This is a genomic window from Streptomyces sp. NPDC048295 (assembly GCF_040652135.1).
Taxonomy (GTDB): domain Bacteria; phylum Actinomycetota; class Actinomycetes; order Streptomycetales; family Streptomycetaceae; genus Streptomyces.
In genome coordinates, this window is sequence record NZ_JBEZLL010000028.1 from 84,723 (window position 1) to 107,385 (window position 22,663).

At 71.6% G+C, this 22,663-nt stretch carries 15 protein-coding genes and 1 pseudogene; 8 read left to right on the forward strand and 8 right to left on the reverse strand.

The genetic code is table 11. The features are described 5' to 3' along the window. Positions 1-22: 22 nt before the first annotated feature. Positions 23-373, forward strand: coding sequence for a hypothetical protein (locus tag AB0D53_RS32795; protein WP_362452819.1), 351 nt, complete (start codon positions 23-25; stop codon positions 371-373). Between the two features lie 192 nt (positions 374-565). Next, positions 566-1,678: an ABC transporter substrate-binding protein gene (locus AB0D53_RS32800; protein ID WP_362452820.1), complete on the forward strand. Its 1,113-nt coding sequence runs from the start codon at positions 566-568 to the stop codon at positions 1,676-1,678. 118 nt (positions 1,679-1,796) lie between these two features. On the opposite strand, the gene AB0D53_RS32805 is transcribed toward AB0D53_RS32800, so the two are convergent. The 3 genes and pseudogenes from AB0D53_RS32805 to AB0D53_RS32815 all read right to left on the reverse strand — a co-directional run. Continuing rightward, positions 1,797-2,006 carry a hypothetical protein gene (locus AB0D53_RS32805; RefSeq protein ID WP_362452821.1) on the reverse strand — a complete coding sequence of 70 codons (210 nt, stop codon included), beginning with the start codon at positions 2,004-2,006 and terminating at the stop codon, positions 1,797-1,799. 296 nt (positions 2,007-2,302) lie between these two features. Further along, positions 2,303-2,656: a beta/gamma crystallin domain-containing protein gene (locus AB0D53_RS32810; protein ID WP_362452822.1), complete on the reverse strand. Its 354-nt coding sequence runs from the start codon at positions 2,654-2,656 to the stop codon at positions 2,303-2,305. A 241-nt stretch (positions 2,657-2,897) separates the two neighbouring features. Further along, a pseudogene (locus AB0D53_RS32815) lies at positions 2,898-3,612 on the reverse strand (VWA-like domain-containing protein); the annotation flags it as partial. Between the two features lie 259 nt (positions 3,613-3,871). Between AB0D53_RS32815 and AB0D53_RS32820 the strand changes: the two are divergent. Continuing rightward, positions 3,872-4,327: a hypothetical protein gene (locus AB0D53_RS32820; RefSeq protein WP_362452823.1), complete on the forward strand. Its 456-nt coding sequence runs from the start codon at positions 3,872-3,874 to the stop codon at positions 4,325-4,327. Between the two features lie 16 nt (positions 4,328-4,343). Then, complete coding sequence (locus tag AB0D53_RS32825) at positions 4,344-5,150, forward strand: hypothetical protein (protein WP_362452824.1); 807 nt, start codon at positions 4,344-4,346, stop codon at positions 5,148-5,150. A 44-nt stretch (positions 5,151-5,194) separates the two neighbouring features. Here AB0D53_RS32825 and AB0D53_RS32830 read toward each other — a convergent pair whose 3' ends face one another. After that, positions 5,195-13,522: a type I polyketide synthase gene (locus AB0D53_RS32830; RefSeq protein ID WP_362452826.1), complete on the reverse strand. Its 8,328-nt coding sequence runs from the start codon at positions 13,520-13,522 to the stop codon at positions 5,195-5,197. Between the two features lie 485 nt (positions 13,523-14,007). Between AB0D53_RS32830 and AB0D53_RS32835 the strand changes: the two genes are divergently transcribed. Together AB0D53_RS32835 and AB0D53_RS32840 are read left to right on the forward strand one after the other, a co-directional pair. Next, positions 14,008-14,418, forward strand: coding sequence for a RidA family protein (locus tag AB0D53_RS32835; protein WP_362452827.1), 411 nt, complete (start codon positions 14,008-14,010; stop codon positions 14,416-14,418). Positions 14,419-14,467: 49 nt separating this feature from the next. Beyond that, positions 14,468-14,983, forward strand: coding sequence for a hypothetical protein (locus AB0D53_RS32840; RefSeq protein WP_362452829.1), 516 nt, complete (start codon positions 14,468-14,470; stop codon positions 14,981-14,983). 225 nt (positions 14,984-15,208) lie between these two features. On the opposite strand, the gene gap is transcribed toward AB0D53_RS32840, so the two are convergent. Both gap and AB0D53_RS32850 read right to left on the reverse strand, forming a co-directional pair. Then, positions 15,209-16,207: a type I glyceraldehyde-3-phosphate dehydrogenase gene (gap, locus tag AB0D53_RS32845; protein WP_362452831.1), complete on the reverse strand. Its 999-nt coding sequence runs from the start codon at positions 16,205-16,207 to the stop codon at positions 15,209-15,211. A 132-nt stretch (positions 16,208-16,339) separates the two neighbouring features. Next, positions 16,340-17,296, reverse strand: a complete 957-nt coding sequence (locus AB0D53_RS32850; protein WP_362452832.1) for a helix-turn-helix domain-containing protein — start codon at positions 17,294-17,296, stop codon at positions 16,340-16,342. Positions 17,297-17,414: 118 nt separating this feature from the next. Here AB0D53_RS32850 and AB0D53_RS32855 point away from each other — a divergent pair, with 118 nt between their 5' ends. After that, positions 17,415-17,912 (forward strand): hypothetical protein, encoded by a 498-nt coding sequence (locus AB0D53_RS32855; RefSeq protein WP_362452833.1) that lies wholly within the window; start codon positions 17,415-17,417, stop codon positions 17,910-17,912. 612 nt (positions 17,913-18,524) lie between these two features. Here AB0D53_RS32855 and AB0D53_RS32860 read toward each other — a convergent pair. Beyond that, positions 18,525-19,550, reverse strand: a complete 1,026-nt coding sequence (locus AB0D53_RS32860) for an alpha/beta hydrolase (RefSeq protein WP_362452835.1) — start codon at positions 19,548-19,550, stop codon at positions 18,525-18,527. Between the two features lie 10 nt (positions 19,551-19,560). Next, a complete protein-coding gene (locus tag AB0D53_RS32865) occupies positions 19,561-20,850 on the reverse strand; it encodes a lipase (protein WP_362452836.1) in 1,290 nt (429 codons plus the stop codon). 384 nt (positions 20,851-21,234) lie between these two features. On the opposite strand from AB0D53_RS32865, the gene lpdA reads away from it, so the two are divergent. After that, positions 21,235-22,647 carry a dihydrolipoyl dehydrogenase gene (lpdA, locus tag AB0D53_RS32870; RefSeq protein WP_362452837.1) on the forward strand — a complete coding sequence of 471 codons (1,413 nt, stop codon included), beginning with the start codon at positions 21,235-21,237 and terminating at the stop codon, positions 22,645-22,647. Positions 22,648-22,663: the final 16 nt, after the last annotated feature.

Consider the following 22,663-nt stretch of genomic DNA (forward strand, 5'->3'; position numbering starts at 1 on the left):
CCGTACGGTCGTCATGCAGAACATGCCTTCCGCTCTCGTTCTCGGTTTCGACCCGCACGCGGTGCCCGGCATGGACGGGGATGCCATGCGCGCGGTCCTGGACAAGGAGCTTGCCCGTTTCGGCGAACATGCCGTCGATGCCTCCGTGACTCTGATCGCGCCGGACGAATCAGCCGAGTCCACGGTGGTCGCGGCGTTGTCCGAACGGGACTGGGACGTCGTGGTCATCGGGGGCGGGATACGCAAGCCCGAGCCGCTCGTGACGTTCTTCGAACAGGTCGTGAACCTCGTCCGCAAGCACGCTCCAGGAGCCGCGATCGCTTTCAACACCAGCGGCGGTGACAGCGTCGAGGCAGCCGGGCGGTGGCTGTGAACCTCGTGCTGCCCGGCAGCCCGGCGAGCGGATAATCGGTTGCCAGGGGGCGATGGTGGTGGGTCCAATGACCGGCATGATCACCCGGGCGTGCCCGCCGCGGCGAGACGCGCGCGACGCGAACCGCCGGCCCCGGCCGGAGCGCGATCCGGGCGGAACACGACCGCACCATGCCAGGGGAGACGCCACCCGATGAACACGCTCTCGTCGCCGTCCGGAGCGGAGCACGCGGCCGGGTCGCCCGTCCGCCTGGGCGCTCTTGTCCCGCTGACGAGGCCCGGCTGGGCCGGAGCGGGCCGACACCTGCTCGCAGGACTCGACCTGGCAGTCAGCGAGGTCAACGACAACGGGGGGATCGGCGGCAGGCCGCTGGAGCTGGTGGTCCGGGACACCGCGGCCGATCCGGAGCGCGCCGCGGCGGCTGTGGACGAACTGGCCGGCCTGGGCGTGGCCGCAGTGGCGGGCGAGTACCACAGTGTCGTCGCCCGCGCCGCTGCCGCCCGGGCCGACGCCCTCGGTGTGCCGTTCCTCTGCTCGTCCGCTGTGCTCGACGCGCTCACCGAGGAGCCGACGGAGTGGGTCGCGCGCCTGGCCCCGGCCCAGTCCCGTGGCTGGCGGATCTACGCGGACTTCCTCCTCGGCGTGGGCCGGCGCCGCGTCGCCGTGGCGACCCAGCCGAGTGTCTACTGGGCGTCCGGGACCCGCGTCCTGCGCGATCACCTCGCTTCCCACGGCGGCACCGTCGTCGAACTGGACACCGACGCGCTCAGCCCCGAGGCCCTGTGCGACGCGCTCGTCGAGCACGACGTGACGGCGCTCCTCCTGCTGGTCGGCCATCCGGAGCCGGCGGTGCCCATCGTCAGGGCCGTCCGGGGAGACGGGCGACTCGCAAAGATCCTCATCGGCGCTCCGGCCGGACAGCCGGAATTCGCCGAATGGGCCGCGGCGCTGGGCGAGGACGGCGCGGGGATCCCGTTCCTGCGCTACCTGCCCGAACGCCTCGGTCCGCTCGGCGAACGCGTCGGCAGGGAACTTCGCGAACTGCTGGGCGAGGCACCCTCCTTCGTCGCGTTCGAGGGCTGGGACACCGTCGCCGTCCTCGCCGCGATACTGCGTTCCCACGGCACGGACCGTGCGGTGATCGCCGATTCGTGGCCGCGCGTGGCGATCGAGGGCACCCGCGGACCGATCCGGTTCTCGCGTGCGCCGGGCATCGGCGTACGCCAATGGGTCTGGCCGCCCATCCAGGTCGTCGACCGGGACCCGGCGGACCTCGATCGCTTCCGTATCCTCCATACCGGCTGAGAGGGCACGCACGTCCGACTGCCCGGAGCTCTCCGGACTGCACGCTGTCCACCTGTCCGCGTCCCCGTACGGGCTCCCGGCTGCACGGTGAGGGCCGCTACCGCATCTCGGACCAGGCCTACCGATCACGGGCGTTGCGTTCTGCGGCGGCATGCCACCAGCCAGGTGGAGATGTGCCGGTGGCTCCGGCGGTCGGCTGGTCGGGATGGAGCCCGAGCCGCCGCAACGCTCCGGCGCGGATGCGGACGTCGAACCAGCCGTGCCAGTGTCCGTCGGGGCCGATGCCACAGGCCAGACCCCATTGGATCTCGTCCGGTCCGAAGGGCATCCAGTCGATGCCGCGGTCGCGCAGTCAAGCGCGGGCAGCCGCCATCGGGCGGAGGCGGCCCGGCAGATTCTCGTAGGCCGCGATGGTGATCCAGTCGTCGATCGGCGTGTCCACGGCGTCCATGATGCCGGGCGGCCGAGCAGGTGTCACGGGGCGGGCCGCAGCGCGGTGGCTACAGACGATCTGCCTGTCCCGGGGGGTGGTGAGGCGGTGGATGCCGGCCGGCCCCCGTGTCCCGGCCACGCCCGCAAGAGCGCGGCCGGGACAGTCATTCCCCGCAACCGGATGTCAACTCGTCACAGGATCTGGATGGCGACGACCTTCGGCGGGTGGTTCGGGAAGGTGATGTCGTGCCAGCGCTCGATCTTCACCGAGTCACCGTTGGCGTCGTAGTAGATGAGGTCGTTGTTGCCGGTGGAGATCCGGTCGACCCACCACCCGCCGAAGTCGGTCTTCCCGGCGTTCGCGTAGCAGTCGACGCTGTCACGGCCGTCGAAGTGCGACCAGATCTTCAGGAAGTCCTCCCCGCCGACACATTGGACGTGGTCGATGGCGAAGGCGTTACCGCTCGGCATGCTGATGGTCAGCGCGGCGGCCGTGGCGAACGCCACGGCCATGGAACGCATGACCCTCTTGCTCTTCGAAATCACGGATTCCCTTTCACGCGAAGGCCCGCGCGTGGGCCGGCCCTCTCGGCGATGTTGCGTCATGACGGAACGCTGCTTCGTCGAGCCGTTAACCGGATACGACCCGTCAAGAAGCCCTGGGACCCCATCGGGCAGCTCGAACGAAGCGGTCCTCACGTTACAAACGGCAAGGACCCCATAGCGGTCACATCCAAGGAAAACGCATCAGATGGGTGGCAACTGGAGGCAATGCCGTGACGTACGGTCAACGCAGCCGGAACACCGGACCCCGAGGGGTGAAGGGGAGTGGCTCGTGCTCGGGGGCGAGGTGCGCGCGTTCGGTACGGACGCGGAGCACGTCGCAATAGCCGTCCGTGATGATGAGTACGGGTGCCGGCGGCGGGAAGTCGTCCGCGCGCCGGAGGAGGTCGACGCCCGGCTGGATGGCCGTGCCGCCGCGACCGTGCACCCGGACCCGGTCGGCGATCTCCGCCGGCGGCAGGTAGCCCGCGTCGTGCGCGGCGGCGTCGCAGAAGACCACCCGCGCGGCCGGGACGTCGCGGGCCTCGGCGTACGAGGCGAGGGCGCCGAGCGCCTTGCCGAGCAGGTGCGTGCTCATGGAGCCGGAGGTGTCCAGGACGACGCCGAAGGTGCAGCGGGCGACCTGCTCGGGGGGAAGTACCGCCCGGCACGAGGAATGCCGGGAGCGGACGCCTGGCGGCGGGCGGGCCTCGCACAGCTGCGCACGGGCTCCGTCCGGGCACGAGCCCGTCGAGGTCGACCCAGCCCGGGGCGCGGCCGTCGAGCGGTTCGCCGAGGATGTCGCCGGTGCCCTTGCCGCGCGGAGTGGCCGGCCGACGGACACGACGGGTGTCGGTGACGTGCCGGTCGTACACCTCCTCCGCCGACAGTCCCTTCAACGCCGGTTCGTACAGCAGTCCTTCGGGCATGGCGCTGACGCCTATCTCGACGAGCCGGCCGGGGTCACATAATCGGCCATCCTGCCGCCGTGGGGTCGGCCGCCCCGTGGCCGCTGCCATTTCCCGGCTCCGGCACAGCCCCTGGTAGCGGTCGCGGAGCATTGCCCAGTCTGGTCAGCGGTCCGCCAGGGCGTCAGCCGGCCGGGCTCCTCATATCGATCGGGTGATCTGCCCGAGTAGGAGGGGTTGCCTCCCGTACAGCCGTAAATGATCAGCAGGGTTCCAGCTGTCCGTCACCTCTCCGACTCCAGGGAGTCCTGTGCGTACACCCCTTCTGTCCGCGGTCCTCGTGGCGGCGATGTCTGTCGGCCTCGCCGCACCGTCGGCCCACGCGGCCTCAGGGACGACGGCTTCGGACGTCGGCGGGTTCGTCACCGACGGAGACCACGTCCATGTGTCCAGCACACCGCCCGCGACGGCATCGGCACATGGATGGTGGATGGACCCGCTCGGCAAGCACAAGAATGTGAAGGCGAAGGTCACCGTCTGGCTTCAGACCAAGCATGGAAACACCTGGAGAACCGTTGCCGAGGGGTCCAAGAAGGTGAAGGCGGGTGGTAAGGGCGCGAGCTCCCGCCGCGCCAATGCCCGCAAGACATGCGAGAACCGGGACAAGACCCAGTGGCGCAGCGTCATCGATGTCGACCTGATCGGAATCGCGGATTCCCCCGAGAAGGCGGTCACCAGGACCGTCACCCTGGCGTGCGGAGCGTAGGAAGGAGCGCAGTGGCATGGACGTCAGCGATCCGACCCTCATCATGGGCCTGCACGGAGTCTTCCACCGGCACCCGTGGATCGACCGCCTCCTTGCCCAGAACGACCTGGAGGACGAGGACGTCTTCAGCCTCGCCGTGGCCAGGGCGGAAGCCTACGGCTGGAGCAGCACACACCTGGGCCGCGGTCCGCTGGACGGCTGCCGATGGGGACACAACGACGCCGGTGAGGACTGGACCGAGGACAACCGTGTCCGCCAACTGGCCTGGCTTCAGGTCGCAGTGGAGGAACGGCAGCACGGCCAACGACTGCCCCTGCTGCCCGTGGCCACCGTTCTCAGTGACGTACTGCACCACATGGGCACGTACACGCTCACCGGCCTGCACACGGTCGTGCCCCTGCAACTGTCCAGGGGCGACAGCATTGTCCACTTGTCGCAGGCCGCGGACTGGGTGGCCGCTGCGGGGCCGGGACCGGAGGCCGGCTGCGCCATCACCGTCGCGGCCCGGGAATCCGCCGGTCTGTCGAACCGGGCGCAAGACGTGAACGTGCTGGTTCTCGAACGCTCCTTCGGCCGCCTGACCATTCGTCCCGGCGAGCCCTCCGCGCCCGCAGGAGGGTTGGCTCCTTCGCTCGTAGGCGAGGTGCAGACCGAGGGAATGCGGAACGCGGTGTCGATCCGTTGTGCCGTGCCGGCCTGGTCGCTCGACACCGCCGTCTGGGCAGCCGAGGTCACCGCCACCGCCGTACGCGACGCCGGCGTGACGGAGCCGGTGCTTCTGACCGTCTCGCGGAACGACGGTGACCTCCCACAGAACGGGTGAGCGGGCCGCGGACCCTCGCACCCGCACCTCTCCCGGGGGCGTCCTCAGAACCGGCTGCCGAGCCACTGGTGGACGGCGAGTGCGGTGGTACGGGCGTGTTCCTCCAGCATGGTGAAGTGGTCCCCCGGGACGGTGACCCCGGCGTGCGGCCGGTTCCAGTCCGGGGCGGGGGCGGCGTCGGGCAGCGGGTCCCGGGCCCGTACATAGAGGGTGGGACAGGCGAGCGGTGCGGGTTCCCAGTCACGGAAGAGCTCGAAGTACCCGGCCATGGCGGTGAGCCGGGCGGGACTGGCGGAGGCGAACTTCGCCGCCCGGCGCAGCATGTCCGACGTCATCGCGGAGAGCGCCTGCTCCTGGTCACCGTGACCGGGGGGATAGGTGTCCACCAGGACGACGGCCACCGGGGCGGCACCCTCGGACTCCAGCCGTTCGGCCACGGCATGGGCCACCCAGCCGCCGGCCGACCGCCCCAGCAGCACCAGAGGGCCTTCGGCCGCGGCAGTCCGGACGGCAGCGGCCTCGGCGGTGACGAGCGCGTCCAGCGTGGCGGGCAGGGCCTCCTGGGGTTCGAACCCCGGGTGCCGCACCGCCGATACCGGTCGCAGCCCTCTCAGCCCGGCACCGAGGCGTGCGTACTCCTGCGGTCCGGACAGTGCGCTGAGCGCGGGGAAGCAGACCAGTCGGGGCCCCGTACCGCCCGCCGCGAGCACGACGGGTTCGTGCGTCGCGCCGGGCGCCCCGGTCCGGTCGAAGACCGGGCGGAGACGCGCCGCGACGGTGAGGAGCACCATGCCGTCCCAGCTCCGGCCCCTGGCGCATGCGGTACGGAAGAGCGCGCCCAGGGAGTCCGGGGCTTCCCCGGCATCCGGTGCCTCGGCGACCTGCCCCCGGGCGTCCGGCGAACCGTCCGCCCCCGGACCGTCGTCCGTCGGCCGGTCGGGGGAGCCGGGAGAGCCGGCGGCCCCGGACCGCGCCCGGCTGTCGGACCCGGCACCCGCGGAAGGCACCTCGACGGCATGTCGCCGCGTCAGCTCGGCGGCGAGCGCACGCGGAGTCGGGAAGTCGAACAGCAGCGTGGACGGCAGCGCGAACCCCGTCCATGCCGCGAGCTCGTTGCGCAGATCGACCGCGGCCAGGGAATCCAGCCCCAGGTCCGCCAGCAGGGCGTCCTCGTCGATCTCGTCCGCTCCTTCCCGATGCCCCAGGACGCGGGCCGCCAGGGTCCGGACCTCGGCGAGGAGCATCCCGCGCACCTCGGCGGGGGAAGCAGCGGCCAGGGGCCGGCCGAGCCGGTCTCCGCCCCTGTTGCCCGTGTCGTCGCCATCGGCGCCGCCGGCAGCAGGAGTACGGGGCCGGTTCGCCACCGTCTCACCCGCGTCGAGAGCGGCCGGGGTCAAGCGGGCCGCCACCACCACGGGTTCGTCACCGGCCACGGCCGCGTCGAAGAGAGCCAGGCCCTCTTCCGGCCCGAGCGGGCCGAAGCCGGAACGGGCCATCCGCCGCAGATCCGCGTCGCCGAGGTGCGCCATCATTCCGTCGCTCTGCTGCCAGGGTCCCCAGACGATCGACGTGCCGGCCAGTCCGAGCCGCCTGCGGTGCCGCGCCAGTGCATCCAGCACACAGTTCGCCGCGGCGTAATTGGCCTGGCCCGCGGAACCGAACGTACCCGCCACCGAGGAGAACAGCGCGAACACGGCGAGGTCGTGACCGCGGGTCAGATCGTGCAGGGCGAGGGCGGCGTCCACCTTGGGGCGCATCACCCGCCTCATCCGGTCGGTGGTGAGCGCGGCGACGACCCCGTCGTCCAGCACCCCCGCGGCGTGCACGACGCCGGTCAGCGGGTGGGCCGCCGGGACCGTGTCGAGCAGGGCCGCGAGCGCGGTCCGGTCGGCGACGTCACAGGCGTGAACGGTCGCCCGGGCGCCCGTCTCGCGCAGCTCCGCGACGAGTTCCCGCGCCCCCGGAGCGTCCGGCCCACGCCGGCCGACGAGCAGCAGGTGCCGGACGCCGTGCGCGGTGACCAGGTGCCGCGCCACCAGCATCCCCAGGGAGCCGGTGCCGCCGGTGACCAGAACGGTCCCCTCCGGGTCGAGCGTCCGCTTCTGCTGTGGCTTCGGCGCCGACTCGGCCAGTGGCACCAGCTTCGGCACGTACACCGTCCCCCGGCGTACGGCGGCCTCCGGCACCGGGGCGGCCAGCAGCGCGGGCAGGGCACTCCAGGAGTCGGGGTGCTCGTCCACGTCGATCAGGGCGAAGCGGCCCGGATTCTCCCGCAGGGCCGAGCGGACCAGTCCCCACACCGGCGTGTGCGACGGTACGGACGCCGTCCCGGCGGACCGGCCGTCACTCCCGCGATCGGCACCATCCCCGGGAAGTCCGTCATCGGCCGGAGAGACGGCACCGGACGTCACGAGGACGAGCCGCGTGCGGGACAGCCGAGGTTCGGCGAGCCACTCCTGTACGAGCCTCAGCGCCCGGTCCGCTGCCCGCAGCAGACCGGCAGCCTGGTCATCCTGCTCGCCCTCGGTCGTGTCCGGCGGCGGGCACGGTGCCACGACGACGGCCGACGATGCGTCGCACGCCGCCGGACCGGGGTACACCGGCACACCGGAACCCGGCGGCGCCAGAGCATCCACCAGTCGTGTGCCCGCCTCGCCCAGAACTCCCCAGTGCGGCATCACCTCGGGTGCCGACGGCCCGGCCGACACCACCCAGTCCGTCCGGTGGAGAGCACCGGTGAAGGCGTCCGACACCGTCGATCCGGTCCGCGGAAGAGGCCGGAGCGCCAGCGAACGGACCGTCGCGACCGGTGAGCCCGTCTCGTCGGCCAGCTCCACCCCGGCCTGACCGTCCGGCCCGGGAGCCACCCGTACCCGTAGGCGCCGCACACCAGCGGTGTGCACACGCACCCCGCTGAAGGCGAACGGCAGGGACAGGCCGCCGTCCGCCGGACCGGCTGCCCCGGAATCGTTCGCGACAAGGCCGTCCAGGGCGAGGGCGTGCAGTGCCGCGTCGAGCAGTGCGGGATGCAGGACGAACTCCGGGCCGTCCGCCTCCCGGCGCGGGGTCCGGGCCGCTTCGGGCAGCGTGACGTCCGCGTACAGCTCCTCCCCGTGCCTCCAGACGGCGCGCATGCCCCGGAAGGCGGGGCCGTAACGCAGCCCGTCGGTGGCCAGTCGCTCATACGGTCCGGAACCCGGGCCGTCGGCATGCAGGGGCATCGCCGCCTCCGGTGGCCAGGGCGCGCCCGGCCCGGGCGCGCCGCCGGCCTCGCCCGCGGTCGCTTCCCGGTCCGCGGGCGGCTGCGCCGGCGAAAGAGTGCCGGTGGCGTTCCGGAGCCAGGGCCCGTCACCCCCGGGAGAGTGCGGCCGGGAGTGGAAGAGCACAGTGCGCCGCCCCGCCTCGTCCGCCCCCGCCACCCTCACCTGCACGGCTACGGAACCGGCGGAGGGCAGCGGCAGCGGCGCGGTCAGCACGAGCTCGTCCAGGACGGCCGCACCCGCCAACTCGCCCGCGTGGAGTGCCATTTCGACGAAAGCGGTGGCCGGCAGCAGGATCTCCCCAGCTACCACATGGTCGGCGAGCCAGGGCTGTTCCCGCACCGAAAGCAACCCGCTCAGCAGCAGCCCGTCGTCGTCGGCCGTGCGGGTGCCCGACCGCAGGAAGGGATGGGCGGACCCGGCCGTCGGTGACACGGGCGGCTGCTCCGGGTCTGCCTCCAGCCAGTACCGGCGGCGCTGGAAGGCGTACGTGGGCAGGGCGACGCGCCGCCCGCCGCATCCGGTGAAAACAGCCCGCCAGTCGACGGGGACGCCACGGGCGTGCAACGCGGCCAGCGTGTCGAGCAGGGCGTCCGCCTCCGGCCGCTTCCCGCGCAGTGTCGGCAGAACCAGCGGAACCGGGCCCCGCTCGCCACCACCCGCTTCACCCGTGTCCGGGCCGTGCGACTCCGGCCCGGACACGGCGAGGCAATCGCGTACCAGACCGGTGAGCACCCCGTCCGGCCCCAGTTCTACGTACTGCGCCGCGCCCTGCTCACCCAGGTACGCCACCGAGTCGGCGAAGCGGACCGGGCGGCGGACATGGTCCACCCAGAACTCCGGCGTGCACACCTCCTCGGCGGTGGCCGCCCGGCCCGCCACCGCGGTGATCAGGGGCAGCCGCGGCGCGGCGAAGGGAAGCTGCCGGACCACGTCCGCGAACTCGGCCAGCGCGGGCTCCATCCGAGCGGAATGGAAGGCATGGCCGACCCGCAGCGGCGTCACCGAACGGCCCCGCTCCCGGAAGTACGCGACCACCTCCCGCACCGCCGGCTCGTCGCCGGAGACAACCACCGAGGCGGGCCCGTTGACCGCGGCGATCTCCACCGCACCCCCGGTCCCGGAGAGGCGGGCAGCCACCTCGTCCGCACCGGCGGCCACGGCCGCCATGGCGCCGCCCGAAGGCAGCGCGTCCATCAGCCGGCCCCGGGCCGCCACCAACGCACACGCGTCCGCGAGGGACAGCACCCCGGCGACATGCGCCGCCGCCACCTCGCCCACCGAGTGCCCGGCCACCAGGGCGGGACGTACCCCCCACGCCTCGAACTGCCGGAACAACGCCGTCTCCAGGGCGAAGAGCGCCGGCTGCGCGAACCGGGTCGTGTCCAGCAACGCGCCCGTCTCCGTACCGGGCCCGGCGAACATGACGTCCCGCAGCGGCACCGTCAGCAGCGGGTCGAGCAGGGCACAGCATTCGTCCAGCGCATCGGCGAAGGCCGGATGCAGGTCCCGGGACTCGTACAACTCACGGCCCATGCCGGCACGCTGACTGCCCTGACCGGTGAAGAGAAAGGCCGACGAGCCGTGGTGGCGGGAGGTGCCCGTGTGCACTCCGGACCGGCCGCCGCCCTGCGCCACGGCCCGCAGGGAGCCGAGCAGTTCGGCACGGTCCCGGGCCACCACCACGGCCCGGTGCTCCAGGGCCGCACGCGTGATGGCGAGCGAGTACCCGATGTCCACCAGGGGCGTGTCAGGAGCAGCGGCGACATGGTCGTACAGCCGTTGCGCCTGGGCCCGCAGCCCCGGCACGCTCCTCGCCGACACCGGAAAAGCCACCGGGGTACGTCCGCGACGCGCCGCGCACTCCGGCTCCACCCCGGGCCCGACGGCGCCCTGCACCGTGGGGGAGCTTGCAGATACGGCCGCTCCGCCACCCGGAGCCTCTTCGAGCACCACATGGGCGTTGGTGCCACTGATCCCGAACGACGACACTCCCGCCCGGCGCGGGCGATCCGTCGCGGGCCACCCCTCCGGCCGGGTCAGCAGCGCGATCCGCCCCGACGACCAGTCGACCCGGGGGGTCGGCTCGTCGGCGTGCAAGGTACGCGGCAGCACACCGTGCCGCATCGCCTGCACCATCTTGATCACACCGGCCACTCCGGCAGCGGCCTGCGTGTGCCCGATGTTCGACTTCACCGAGCCCAACCGGAGGGGACGCCGGCGCTCCTGCCGCCCGTACGTCGCGAAGAAGGCCTCCGCCTCGATGACATCGCCGAGCCGGGTACCGGTGCCGTGCGCCTCCACGGCGTCGATGTCCCCGGGAGTCAGCCCCGCGTCCGTGAGCGCCTGCCGGATCACCCGCTGCTGCGCCGGCCCGTGCGGTGCGGTCAGCCCGTTGCTCGCCCCGTCCTGGTTCACCGCCGAGCCCCGCACCACGGCCAGTACCGGAAGCCCGGCGCGACGCGCCTCGGACAACCGGCTCAGCAGCAGCATGCCGGCACCCTCGGCCCACCCCGTGCCGTCGGCGGACGCACCGAACGCCTTGCAGCGCCCGTCCGGCGCCAGCGCCCGCTGGCGGCTGAACTCCACGAACGACGTGGGCCCCGACATCACCGTGGCGCCACCGGCCAACGCGAAGGCACACTCGCCCCGGCGCAGCGCCTGGGCCGCCAGATGCAGGGCCACCAAGGACGAGGAACACGCTGTGTCCACGGTGAGGGCCGGGCCTTCGAGGCCGAAGGCGTACGCGATGCGGCCCGAGGCGACGCTTCCGGCGTTGCCGAGCCCGAGGTACCCCTCGACATGCTCCGGCGTCCTTGCCAGGCCGCGCGCGTAGTCGCTGTACATCAGCCCGACGTACACCCCGGTCGCCGAGCCGTGCAGAGTGCCGGGGACGAGACCGGCGTACTCGCAGGCCTCCCACGCCACTTCGAGCAGCAGTCGGTGCTGCGGATCCATGGCCAGCGCCTCGCGGGGCGAGATGCCGAAGAAGGCGGGATCGAAACGGTCCGCACCGGAGAGGAATCCTCCCTCCCGCATATACGTCCGTCCGGACCGCCCGGGGTCCGGGTCGTACAGCGCCTGGACGTCCCAGCCCCGGTCGGTGGGGAAGGGACCGATGGCGTCCCTCCCGTCGGCCACCAGCCGCCACAGCTCCTCGGGAGAGGTCACCTCTCCGGGATAGCGACAGGCCATCCCCACGATCACCACGGGATCGTCGTTCGACCGGACCGCACTCCGGTCCACGGGCCCGGCGTCGGCCGGCGCGGCGGCGTTCCGTTCCCCGAGGTGGGCGGCGAGTGCCGCGGCCGTGGGGAAGTCGAAGGCGACGGCCTCGGAGAGCGGCAGACCGGTCACCGCCGACAAGCGTTCCCGCAGCAGCGTCGCCGTCAGGGAGTCCATGCCCAGGTCCCGCAGCGCCGTGCTCGGCTCCACCGCCTCGGACGTACAGCCGAGCACGGCCGCCACCTCGCCCCGCACCAGGGCCAGCAGATCCTCCGAAGGCCCCCCGGCGGCCTTCGTGCGCAGCACCCGGGCCGGCAGGCCGGCGAGCTCCCGCCGCAGGATCTTCCCGGAGGCGGTACGGGGAAAGCCGTCCACCTCGAACAGTTCGGCGGGCACCTTGAAGCCGGACAGTTCCGCACGGCAGGCGGCGAGAATGCGCCCCCTGTCCAGCACACCGCCCGGCTCGGCGACTAGGTAGCCGGCCGGTACCTCGCCGAAGACGGGGTGCGGGCGTCCGGCCACGGCGGCGTCCGCGACCCCCGGCAACCGCCGCAGTACAGCCTCCACTTCCGAAGGATGGATGTTCACCCCGCCCCGGATGATCAGATCACTCGCCCGGCCGGTGATCGCCAGTCCGCCGGAGGCATCGATCCTGGCCAGGTCACCCGTGCGGAACCAGCCGTCGCGCAGGACCTCCGCGGTGGCCTCGGGTTTGCCGTGGTATCCGGCCATCACCCCGGGCCCGCTGACCCACAGCTCGCCCTCGCCCGTGTCGCGGCCGTCGGGCCCTCCGCCGACCCGGACCCGGACGCCGGGCACCACCCGGCCGCACGCCCCGGACGCCGTCGCCTCGCCCGGAGCCGGCATGGTGACCGGGCCCGCCTCCGTGCTCCCGTAGTGCTCCAGATAGGGCACCTTGCAGATCGCCTCGAAGGACTCGTGGAACCCGGGCCCGGCCGCCGCGCCACCACTGACACAACCCCGCAGCGCGGGGCCGCCGAGACCGCCGCCGCCCGCACCGCTCTCCTCGCCCCGGACCGCGTCGAGCAGCGCCGAATACGTGGTCGGCACCCCACCGAGCAAGGTGAACGAGGCGTCCTCGCGGCGCAGTTCGCCGAGCACACCCGCCACCGAGAACCGGGGCAGCAGCACCGCGCTCGCCCCCACCGCGGTCACCCCCAGGAAACACACGATCTGGCTCATCGCGTGATGGAGGGGCAACGGCCACAGCACACGGTCCCGTTCGGACAGGCCCAGCACACCGGCCAGGCCCGTCGCGACCGGCGAGAGCCGGTTGCGCTGGGTGGACAGGACGCCCTTGGGCACGCCGGAGGAGCCCGAGGTGTAGAGCAGCCAGGCCACTTCGTCCAGCGCGAGATCGTCCCGGGCCGGCGTCCGCGGCTCCGTACCCGCCAACTCCTCGAACCGCAGCACCCCGCCCGGAGTCTCGCCCGCGCCCCCGGCCTCCTCCTCGGCGCCGCCCTCGGCCACCACCACGGTCAGCCCGGGGCGCAGCGGCAGTGTTCGCCGCCGCGTCAGGCAGGCCGCGTCGGTGACGAGTACCCGTGCCCCGCTGTCGTCGAGCAGGCGGGTCAGCTCCTCCCCCGAGTTCCCGGGGTCAAGGGGCACGCCCACGCCGCTCGCCCGGGTGATGGCGAGCAGGCTCTCGACCGCCTCGACCCGGTTGCCGAGCAGGATGGCCACCCGGTCACCGCGCGCCACGCCGAGGCCGGCCAGGTGACCGGCCAGCCGTCCGGTCCTGCGCTCCAGCTCCTGGTAGGTCACCCGCCTGAGCCGGTCCTCGAAACAGACCTTGTCCCCGCGGTGCCGGGCGTGGTGCCCGAGCAGTTCCGGCAGTGCTGTGACGATGCCGGCGTGCCTACCCACCGTATGACCTCCCAGAGACGACCCGCCGTTGAGGACGACGGCGGGTCGCACCAGGTTGCCTCCCGGCCACGGGTCGGCACCGACGGGGTGCGACGCGTCACGCCGGGCGAGTGTTACGAGTGGGCCCGGGCACGCTCCCTTCTCACCAGGAGCGGGCGGGATCAGGGCGCCCGTAAGGCTTGCAGGCCAGGACCTTCGTGGCACCGTCGTCGAGGCGGACCCGCACGACCGCACGACCGAGGCTCCGCCAGGGACGTCCGCCGGCGCGATGAAGCTGAAGCCGCCGCTCCGGCCGCATACGGGGCAGGGGCGGTAGTCGGCTCCCAGTTCCTTGTCGTCGGCGCCGGGATCGTACGCCCCGGTCGCCCGCCACCGTTGCCGGTTCGAGCAGCTTGAGTTTCCGCGAGCGCGTCGACCGCGTCCACACGGCCTAGGAGAGTCGAATCGCGATGCGCGTCGACGTCGTGCCGACCAGACTTGCGGGCATGACAGCGAGGATCACCCGCATCAGCCCCGAGCAGTTGCACAAGACGCCCGGCTACCACCACGTCACCGTGGTGGAGTCCGGCCGGACGGCGTATCTGGCGGGTCAGTGCCCGCTCGACCGGAACGGGTCGCTCGTCGGCCCGGACTCCGTCGAACGCCAGGTCGATCAGGTGGTCGTGAACGCGCTCGCGGTCCTGGGAGCGGTGCAGGCCCAACCGCAGCACGTGGTGCGTTCGGTGATCTACGTACGGAGCGACGACGCAGATGTCCTGACCATCGTATGGCGTCGGTTCAACAGCTCGGCCCTCGGACCGGCCTTCGCATCCGCCAGCACGCTCCTGGGTGTCGCACAACTCGGCTTCACCGGGCAGTTGGTGGAGGTGGACCTCATCGTCGCACTGCCTCACTGAGCCGCTCCGCCGGTCAACTTCGTGGCCGGGTCTGGTCTAGGCTGCGCCAATGTCCGAAAACGGCGCGCCATCGAGCGGCTCGGGTGTTGAAGAGCCCGGCGATGAAGCGGGATTGCCCGCAACCTTGCATGTCGCCGGGCTTGCGTTGAGGCGGACGGAGAGTCCTCCGTCGCTGGCCTGCTGGTCCGGCTGCTTCCCGAGGCCGGCCGGCACGGACCCGGCCGGGGTAAGTCTGGTGATCGAGCCGGCCGCCCCGCCGGAAGAGTCCACCCTCCGACTCGCTCACGACGTCGTGAGCCGTTTCGACGCCTTCGTCGAGCAAGCCCTGGAGTACTGCCGCATCCGACTCCGGGAACCGCACTTCGCACTCACCGTCGAGGAGCTGAGCTGGCTGGACCTTCCGGAGTTGCCACTGGCAGTTCCCGGAGCAACGGTGTGGGCGGACCGGACCTGGGCGGTCCACTTCGCCGAGAGCAGGTTCCGACTGGCGGATCCCTACGGAATTCTCGTGACCTTCGACGGGACACAGCCTGTCGACGTCCAGGGCCTCGACGACGAGCAATGAACCGCTCGCCGCACCATCGCGAACCCGGGCGTGCCCGGGAAGCGGACACGGCGGCACCCGGCTGTGACCGGGCGACCCGGCCGACGGGCGGAGCAGTCACAGCCGGGGCGCCAGGTCCGACACCACGGCGGGCGGCAGCTACTGGGCCGGCGGCACCCGAACACGTCCTGAGCGCCGGCTGGAGCGCTCACAGGAGGTGGGGTGGGGTGCCGCCCTGACGTCAGGTCAGCGGGTGGCGAGGAGCGTGAGCGTATCGATCACGCGGTTCGAGAAGCCCCACTCGTTGTCGTACCAGGCGACCACCTTGACGTGGCGCCCGTCGACGCGGGTCAGGGCCGAGTCGAAGATCGACGAGGCCGGATTGCCGGTGATGTCCGACGACACGAGCGGATCGTCCGAGTACTCGAGTACGCCGGCGAGCGGCCCCTCCGCTGCGACGCGGTATGCGGCCAGGACCTCGTCGCGCGTCACGTCGCGGGCGACCGTCGTGTTGAGTTCGACGATCGAGCCCACCGGAACCGGCACACGGATCGAGTCCCCCGACAGCTTGCCGTCGAGGTTCGGCAGCACGAGGCCGATCGCCTTGGCGGCGCCCGTCGTGGTCGGCACTATGTTGACAGCGGCGGCACGGGCCCGGCGGGCATCACGGTGCGGACCGTCCTGCAGGTTCTGCTCCTGCGTGTAGGCGTGCACCGTCGTCATGAAACCGTGCTCGATGCCGGCGAGGTCGTCGAGCACCGCGGCGAGCGGCGCCAGCGCGTTGGTCGTGCACGAAGCGTTCGAGACGATGGTGTGCACGTCCGGGTCGTACGCGTCCGTGTTGACCCCGAACGCGAGCGTGACGTCGGCGCCGTCCGACGGAGCACTGACGAGCACCTTCTTCGCACCCGCGTCGAGGTGGCCGCGGGCGGCCTCGGCCGACGTGAAGCGGCCGGTCGCCTCGAGCACGATGTCCACGCCGAGTTCGGCCCACGGCAGCTGCGCCGGTTCGCGCCCGGCGAGCACCGTGATGCGACGGCCGTCCACGACGAGGGTGTCCCCGTCGACGGTCACCGGGCGACCGAGCCGACCGGCCGTCGTGTCGTAGGAGAGCAGCCGTGCGAGGGTGGCGGGCTCCGTGAGGTCGTTGACGGCGACGACATCGAGGTCGGTGTCGCGCTCGAGCAGTGCCCGGAACACGTTGCGTCCGATGCGGCCGAATCCGTTGATGGCGATGCGAGTCATGAATGGTGTCCCTTCGTTCCCCATCAATCTCGCGTGGCGCGCCCACCCGCGAAAGCGGCATGATCGCCACGGTTCAAAAGGATCTCGCCACGTGGCAGAGGACTCCCCGCCCCGGGTGAACATGGCGGAGGGCTACTCGCCCCGGGTGAAGGTGCGCCGGTACTCGCTCGGCGTCGTGCCGAGGATCTGCTGGAAGTGCAGGCGCAGATTGGCACCGGTGCCGAGACCGGCATCGGCGGCGATCTGCTCGATGCTCCGCTCCGACCGTTCGAGCAGTTCGCGGGCCAGGTCGACGCGGGCCCGCATGACCCACTGCATCGGCGTGTATCCCGTGTCCTCGGCGAAACGCCGGGAGAACGTGCGCGGCGACACAGCGGCGTGCCGGGCGAGCGCTTCGAGGGTGAGGGGCTCGCCGAGCCGGTGGAGCGCCCACTCGCGGGTGGCGGCGAACCGCTCGCCGAGTGGCTCGGGCACGCTGCGCGGCACGTACTGCGCCTGACCGCCGCTGCGGTAGGGGGCCGCGACGAGGCGCCGGGCCGCATGGTTCGACGCGGCCACTCCGAGGTCGCCGCGCAGGATGTGCAGGCACAGGTCGATGCCCGAGGCGGCGCCCGCCGACGTCAGCACGTTGCCCTCGTCGACGAACAGGACGTTCTCGTCGACCTGGACGAGCGGATGCCGTGCCATCAGCGCCCGCGTGTAGTGCCAGTGCGTCGTGGCGCGCCTGCCGTCGAGCAGTCCCGTGGCGGCGAGCGCGAAGGCGCCCGTAGAGATGGCGGCGAGCCGGGCGCCCCGGGCATGGGCGGCGATCAGCGCGTCGAGGACGGCCTGCGGGGGATCGTCGCGGTCCGGGAACCGGTAGCCCGGGACGAAGACGATGTCCGCCCACTCAAGCGCGTCGAGGCCGTGGGCGACGCCGTACGACAGACCGTCGCCGCCGGTCACGAGACCGGGTGCCGCCCCGCACACCCGTACCTCGTACGGCATGCTCGCGCGGGTCGCGAAGACCTGCGCGGGAATTCCGACATCGAGCGGCTTCGCGCCTTCGAGGACAAGGACGGCGACGCGATACAGGCGTGAGGCTGGCACGGGGAAGAGGCTACGTGGGGTGTGCCTTCGACACGCCCACCGCGTGGACCGGGCGGTCGGAGGGCGCCGGCCCGGGTGCGCTGGTCGAGGAGTGGGCGGCGTACGGCAGAATCCTGCTGTGGCGTCTTCGGGGGACTCGGCGGAGCTGGAAGCGGGCATGGCAGAGCTGGCCACGCCGATGCGGGTGTACGTGGCGGCCGGGCGGTTCACCGTGCCGGAACCCGACTTGCCGGAGCTGGCGGCCCGGATCCGTGCGTTGCTGGCCGCGGTCGCTGCGGACGAGGCCTGGCGGCGCTTCCTGCCCGGATACACCCCGCCGTCCGTCCCGGAGATCTGTGCGGCGCTGGAGCCGGTGGAGGCGCATGATGCCGCCCCGTTCCTGGCCCGGGTCGCGGCTGTCGACCTGGTCTGGCCGAGCCACCGGCACCTGCCCGCCGAGGCCGCCGGGCGGGCGGCGGGCCGGGTGGTGTCCCTGCTGGGACCGGAGGCCAGTTGGTGGACCAACCACGACATCGGCTGCGGCGCCGTGAACGGGCTCACCCCGCTGTTCGACAGCCTGCTGGCAGGGACCAACGGTGAACACTTCGCGCTGGCCCTGCAGATCGCCGACGACTGAAAGTTCCTGTCGCAGGGATGACCACCCGTGTCCGCGCGAACCGGCCTCCCGCACGGGTACAGCCCGGAGGGGGCGGGGGAGGGCGGTGGCAGGGCCGGACGTTCCAGGGTTACCGGCTTTCAGGTGCCGAGTGCGCCGAGTGCGCCGAGTGTGCCGAGTGTGCCGAAGACGGTGCGGGCGTCGGTGACGAACGCCTCCGGCTCTGCCGGTGCGAGGGATTTTCCGCCGCCACCACGCGTGGGTGACCGCCCACGCCCCGGCCGCGGGGGTGATCGAGCGGATCACCCCCGCGGCCGGAACGGCCGAGGCATTCGACGCCGACGCCTCCGTCCTGGTCGCCGGCGCCGATATGGTGCGGACCCTCGCGGCCCATCCGTGCATGCTCGACTTCGACCTCGACTTCGACCTCGACGTCGAGTTCGAGGTCACCCGAGCCCGAGGAACTGGTCATCCACCCACGCCGACTCGCGGACCGCTGCGCGAGTGTGCCGACGGACCGGCCAGGGTCCGTGATCGCGAGCGACGGTACTTCCGTCGTGCGCGGCCGTGTCCCGCTGCTCCGTCCACGGCCGGCTCGGCTCCGGACGGCGCCCGGACACGTGGTGCGGACTGTTATACGGACAGGTTCTCCAACAGGGCCGCGCCGAACTCCTCGGGACGTTCCAGGTGTACCGAATGCCCCGCTCCGGGCACGGCGACCTCGCGTACCGAGCCACCGGCCGCCGCGTACTGGCCCAGGACATGACGGGTCTGTGCCACCATCGGCTGGGCGGGGGTCCCGTCCCAGCCCGGCACCGCGCCGATCGTGCCCAGGTGGGCCAGGTCGAACATCGAGGCGTCGGAGACGATGACGTCGTCTTCGCCGCGTATCCACAACACCGGTGGCTTGGGGTCGATCAGGTGCAGGTCGCCGATGCGGAAGTACGTCGGTGCAAGGCAGTTGAGCACTCCGCGGGTGCCTGGTGCGATTCCCGGCCAGGCGGAGGACGGCGCACTGTCGCCCGGGTAGTGGTCGTCGCCGGTCCGCGTGGTGAGCATGGACTCGACGTACTCGTCCTCGTGCTCCGGTCGCATCGGCGGCTTTACGTAGCAGGTCGCCAGGACGGAGCGGGGGGAGAGCGACGAGTCCTCGCCCCGGTCGCCCTTGGCGAGCAGCTGGACGAACTCGGGGTTGGCGGTGCCGCCGCCCGAACCGGCCCCGTCGGGGGAGTTGAGGGTGCCCTCCGGCCCGTGCGTACCGCCGAAGCCGTACGGGGAGACGGGGCTGACCAGGGTCAGTGAGCGCACCGCGGCCGGGTGGTCCCGCAGGTACTGCATGACCACCCCTCCGCCCATGGACCAGCCCACCAGGTGTGCCCGGTCGACTTCGAGGGCGGTGAGCAGCGCGGCGAGATCGTCGGTGTGGTCGAGCAGTCCGCGCGTTGCGTCGATCGGCAGCGGGTCCGTGCCGCCGAAGCCGCGCAGGTCCACGGCGATGGGGCGGTAGCGCTGCGGCAGGGCGAGCAGGGCGGTGCGCCAGAAGGCTGAGGAGGAGACGTTGCCGTGGACGAAGACGACCGGTTCGCCCTCGTCCCGGACGTCGAGGATCTGGACGGTCAGCCGGCCGGTGGAGACGCGGCGGGTGCGGAGTGAGGCCATGTCGGGTCCTTCAGGAGAGCCAGGTGGCGACCTGGGAGGTGGCCGCGCTGTGCCAGCCCAGTTCGAGGTGGTTGGCGGTCGCGATGGTGGCTTTGCCGCCGACCGTGGGGATGCCGGTGGTGTCGAGCGCACTGGAGACGAAGACGACGCCGTCGCTGGGTCCGCGGTTCTCGTTGAAGATGCCGACCACGTCGGGGGAGCCGCCGGCCAGCAGATAGGTGGTGACGGAGGAGGGTACTCCGGCGCTGTGCAGCGGTGCGATCAGCGATCCGGCGTCGATGGCGGCCTGGATGCCGCTGCCCGCGGTGTAGAAGCCCTGGCCGCCGTAGTAGGTCGTGTACCAGTCCTGTGCGGCGCCGTCGACTCCGTACGTGCCGTCCCAGCGTGCCAGCATCTGGCGCTGGCCGGGATAGTTGTCGTATCCGCCGGAGGGCGTCATCGAGAACTCGGGGTGTGCGGTGTACTGGCCGTAGCAGGTCATGTGGGAGTGCGGGGAGGGGGCGTTGATCTTTCCTCCGCACTCGGGCCAGACGGAGAAGTCGTGGGCCCAGCCGTGGGCGTACGGGTAGTCGTAGCCGCCGTTCGGACCGCCGAGCGTGATCAGCTTCCGTACGTCGCCGGCGTACGCCCGTCCCCAGCTCGGCTTCACGGACGACACATAAGCGCGGGTCGACATCTCGCCCTTGCTCCAGCCGACCAGGTCGACCTTGCTCACGCCCAGTTTCGCCTTGATGACGGCGATGGCGTCGCCGACGATCTGCGCCTGCATCAGGTTGTCGCCCTGCTTGTGCGCGAAGCCGACGGCGAAGACGCGGTGGCCGCTCGCGGACAGGGACTGCATCAGCCCGGTGGACGGGCAGGACAGGGCTCCGCAGCCGTAGCCGCCCGACTCGCCGGGGTTGGCCCAGGCACGGTCCGCGGTGTCGTTCGCGCCGTGGACGAGGAGGACGGGTGTGGTGCGGGATCCGGTGTCCCAGCCGGGGGCGGAGTAGAGGAGGAAGCGGTCCGAGGACGGACGGGAGACGCCACCGAAGTAGGTGACCCGCTTGCCGTCCTGGTCGCCGCGGCCGTCCGAGGGATAGCCCTCGGTGCGGAAGCCGCTCGTGGTGTCGAGATAGCGGTCGACACGCTCCCAGCCGTTGGTGACGGTGCCGGATCCGTAGCTCGCCTCAAGGGTCAGATACGCGGGTTGCCCGGTGGCCGCGGCGCTTGCGCCGGTGGCCGGCAGCCCGGCCACCACTGCCAGGAGCAGGGCGGGCAGCAGCCGCCACCGACGCCCAGCACTCCGTCTGTACCGCATGTTCCTGCCTCCTTGGCCACGATGCCGATGCGACGCACACGCTAGGGAAGGGAAGACGGCGGAGGGGATGTGCGGGGGCCACACAAGGGGAGCGGTCCGTATGGGGGCAGGCGCCGGACGCGGCGATCCCGGAAATGGACACCAGGGTTCATGAACGGGGTGACAGCGCACATGGCGTGATCAGCCGATGCTCGAAATCTGCCGGGGCGGGCGGATCCCGAAGATCCGGTCGAGACCGTCAGGCTGAACAACGCCGGACACCACCCACTCGAAGGCCCGGGACTGATGCGGATGCATGACACCATTACCGACTTCATCACCAAATGCATCACCTGACCCCACGGGCCTCATGGAACGGCGGACGAGATGGAAGAGGAACCATTCATGGCCGAGCAGGACGATCGATTCGATGTCGTCGTACTCGGCGCCGGTCCCGGCGGCTACGTCGCAGCCATTCGCGCCGCCCAGCTGGGCCGGAGCGTCGCCGTCGTGGAGGAGAAGTACTGGGGCGGCGTATGCCTGAACGTGGGCTGCATCCCCACCAAAGCCCTGCTGCGCAATGCGGAACTCGCCCACATCTTCACCCGGGAGGCGACGGCTTTCGGTATCAAGGTCGACGGCGAGGTCTCCTTCGACTACGGCGAGGCATTCCGCCGTAGCCGCAAGGTCGCCGACGGCCGGGTGAAGGGCGTCCACTACCTGATGAAGAAGAACGAGATCACCGAACTGGACGGCCGCGGCACGTTCCTCGACCCGCATACCCTCCAGGTCGCCGGCTACGACGGCGATACCCGGACCATCGGCTTCGAGAACTGCGTCATCGCCACCGGCGCCACCCCCAAGCTGCTGCCCGGCACCAAACGCAGTGCGCGCGTGGTGACGTACGAGGAACAGATCCTCGCGGACGACCTTCCGCAGTCGATCATCATCGCGGGCGCCGGAGCCATCGGCATCGAGTTCGCCTATGTGCTGCACAACTACGGCGTGGAGGTCACAGTCGTCGAGTTCCTCGATCGCATGGCACCCCTTGAGGACGCCGAGGTCTCGGCCGAACTGGCCCGCCAGTACCGCAAGCTGGGCATCGAAGTCCTCACCTCCACCCGGGTCGACGCCATCGACGAGTCGGGCCCCCGGGTCCGGGTCACCGTCACGGGCAAGGACGGTGCACAACAGATCCTAGAAACCGACAAGGTCCTCCAGGCCATCGGCTTCGCCCCCAACATCACCGGCTACGGCCTGGAGAACACGGGCGTGGCGCTCACCGGGCGCGGCGCGATCGACATCGACAACCGCTGCCGCACTTCCGTCCCGCACCTCTACGCCATCGGCGACGTCACCGCCAAACTGATGCTCGCGCACGCTGCCGAGGCCATGGGCGTCATCGCCGCCGAGACGATCGCTGACGCCGAGACCATGGAACTCGACTACGCGATGATCCCCCGGGCCACCTACTGCCGGCCCCAGATCGCCAGCTTCGGCTACACCGAGGCCCAGGCCCGCGACCTCGGCCACGACGTCAAGGTCGCCAAATTCCCGTTCACCGCGAACGGCAAGTCCCATGGCCTCGGCGACACCACCGGCTTCGTCAAACTCATCAGCGATGCCAGGTACGGCGAGCTCATCGGCGGTCACCTGATCGGCCCGGACGTCACCGAACTGCTGCCGGAACTGACCCTGGCTCAACAATGGGATCTCACCGTGCACGAAGTCGCCCGCAACGTGCACGCCCACCCGACCCTGGGCGAGGCGGTCAAGGAAGCCGTCCATGGCCTGGCCGGCCACATGATCAACATGTGAGCTGCCGGAACGGGCG

Bases quoted from the DNA above. Each gene is read 5' to 3' on its own strand.
- AB0D53_RS32860 (WP_362452835.1), bottom strand. From the start codon at position 19,550: ATGGCCTCACTCCGCACCCGCCGCGTCTCCACCGGCCGGCTGACCGTC.
- AB0D53_RS32835 (WP_362452827.1), top strand. From the start codon at position 14,008: ATGACAGCGAGGATCACCCGCATCAGCCCCGAGCAGTTGCACAAGACG.
- AB0D53_RS32840 (WP_362452829.1), top strand. From the start codon at position 14,468: ATGTCCGAAAACGGCGCGCCATCGAGCGGCTCGGGTGTTGAAGAGCCC.
- lpdA (WP_362452837.1), top strand. From the start codon at position 21,235: ATGGCCGAGCAGGACGATCGATTCGATGTCGTCGTACTCGGCGCCGGT.
- AB0D53_RS32800 (WP_362452820.1), top strand. From the start codon at position 566: ATGAACACGCTCTCGTCGCCGTCCGGAGCGGAGCACGCGGCCGGGTCG.
- AB0D53_RS32865 (WP_362452836.1), bottom strand. From the start codon at position 20,850: ATGCGGTACAGACGGAGTGCTGGGCGTCGGTGGCGGCTGCTGCCCGCC.
- AB0D53_RS32825 (WP_362452824.1), top strand. From the start codon at position 4,344: ATGGACGTCAGCGATCCGACCCTCATCATGGGCCTGCACGGAGTCTTC.
- gap (WP_362452831.1), bottom strand. From the start codon at position 16,207: ATGACTCGCATCGCCATCAACGGATTCGGCCGCATCGGACGCAACGTG.
- AB0D53_RS32805 (WP_362452821.1), bottom strand. From the start codon at position 2,006: ATGCCCTTCGGACCGGACGAGATCCAATGGGGTCTGGCCTGTGGCATC.
- AB0D53_RS32795 (WP_362452819.1), top strand. From the start codon at position 23: ATGCCTTCCGCTCTCGTTCTCGGTTTCGACCCGCACGCGGTGCCCGGC.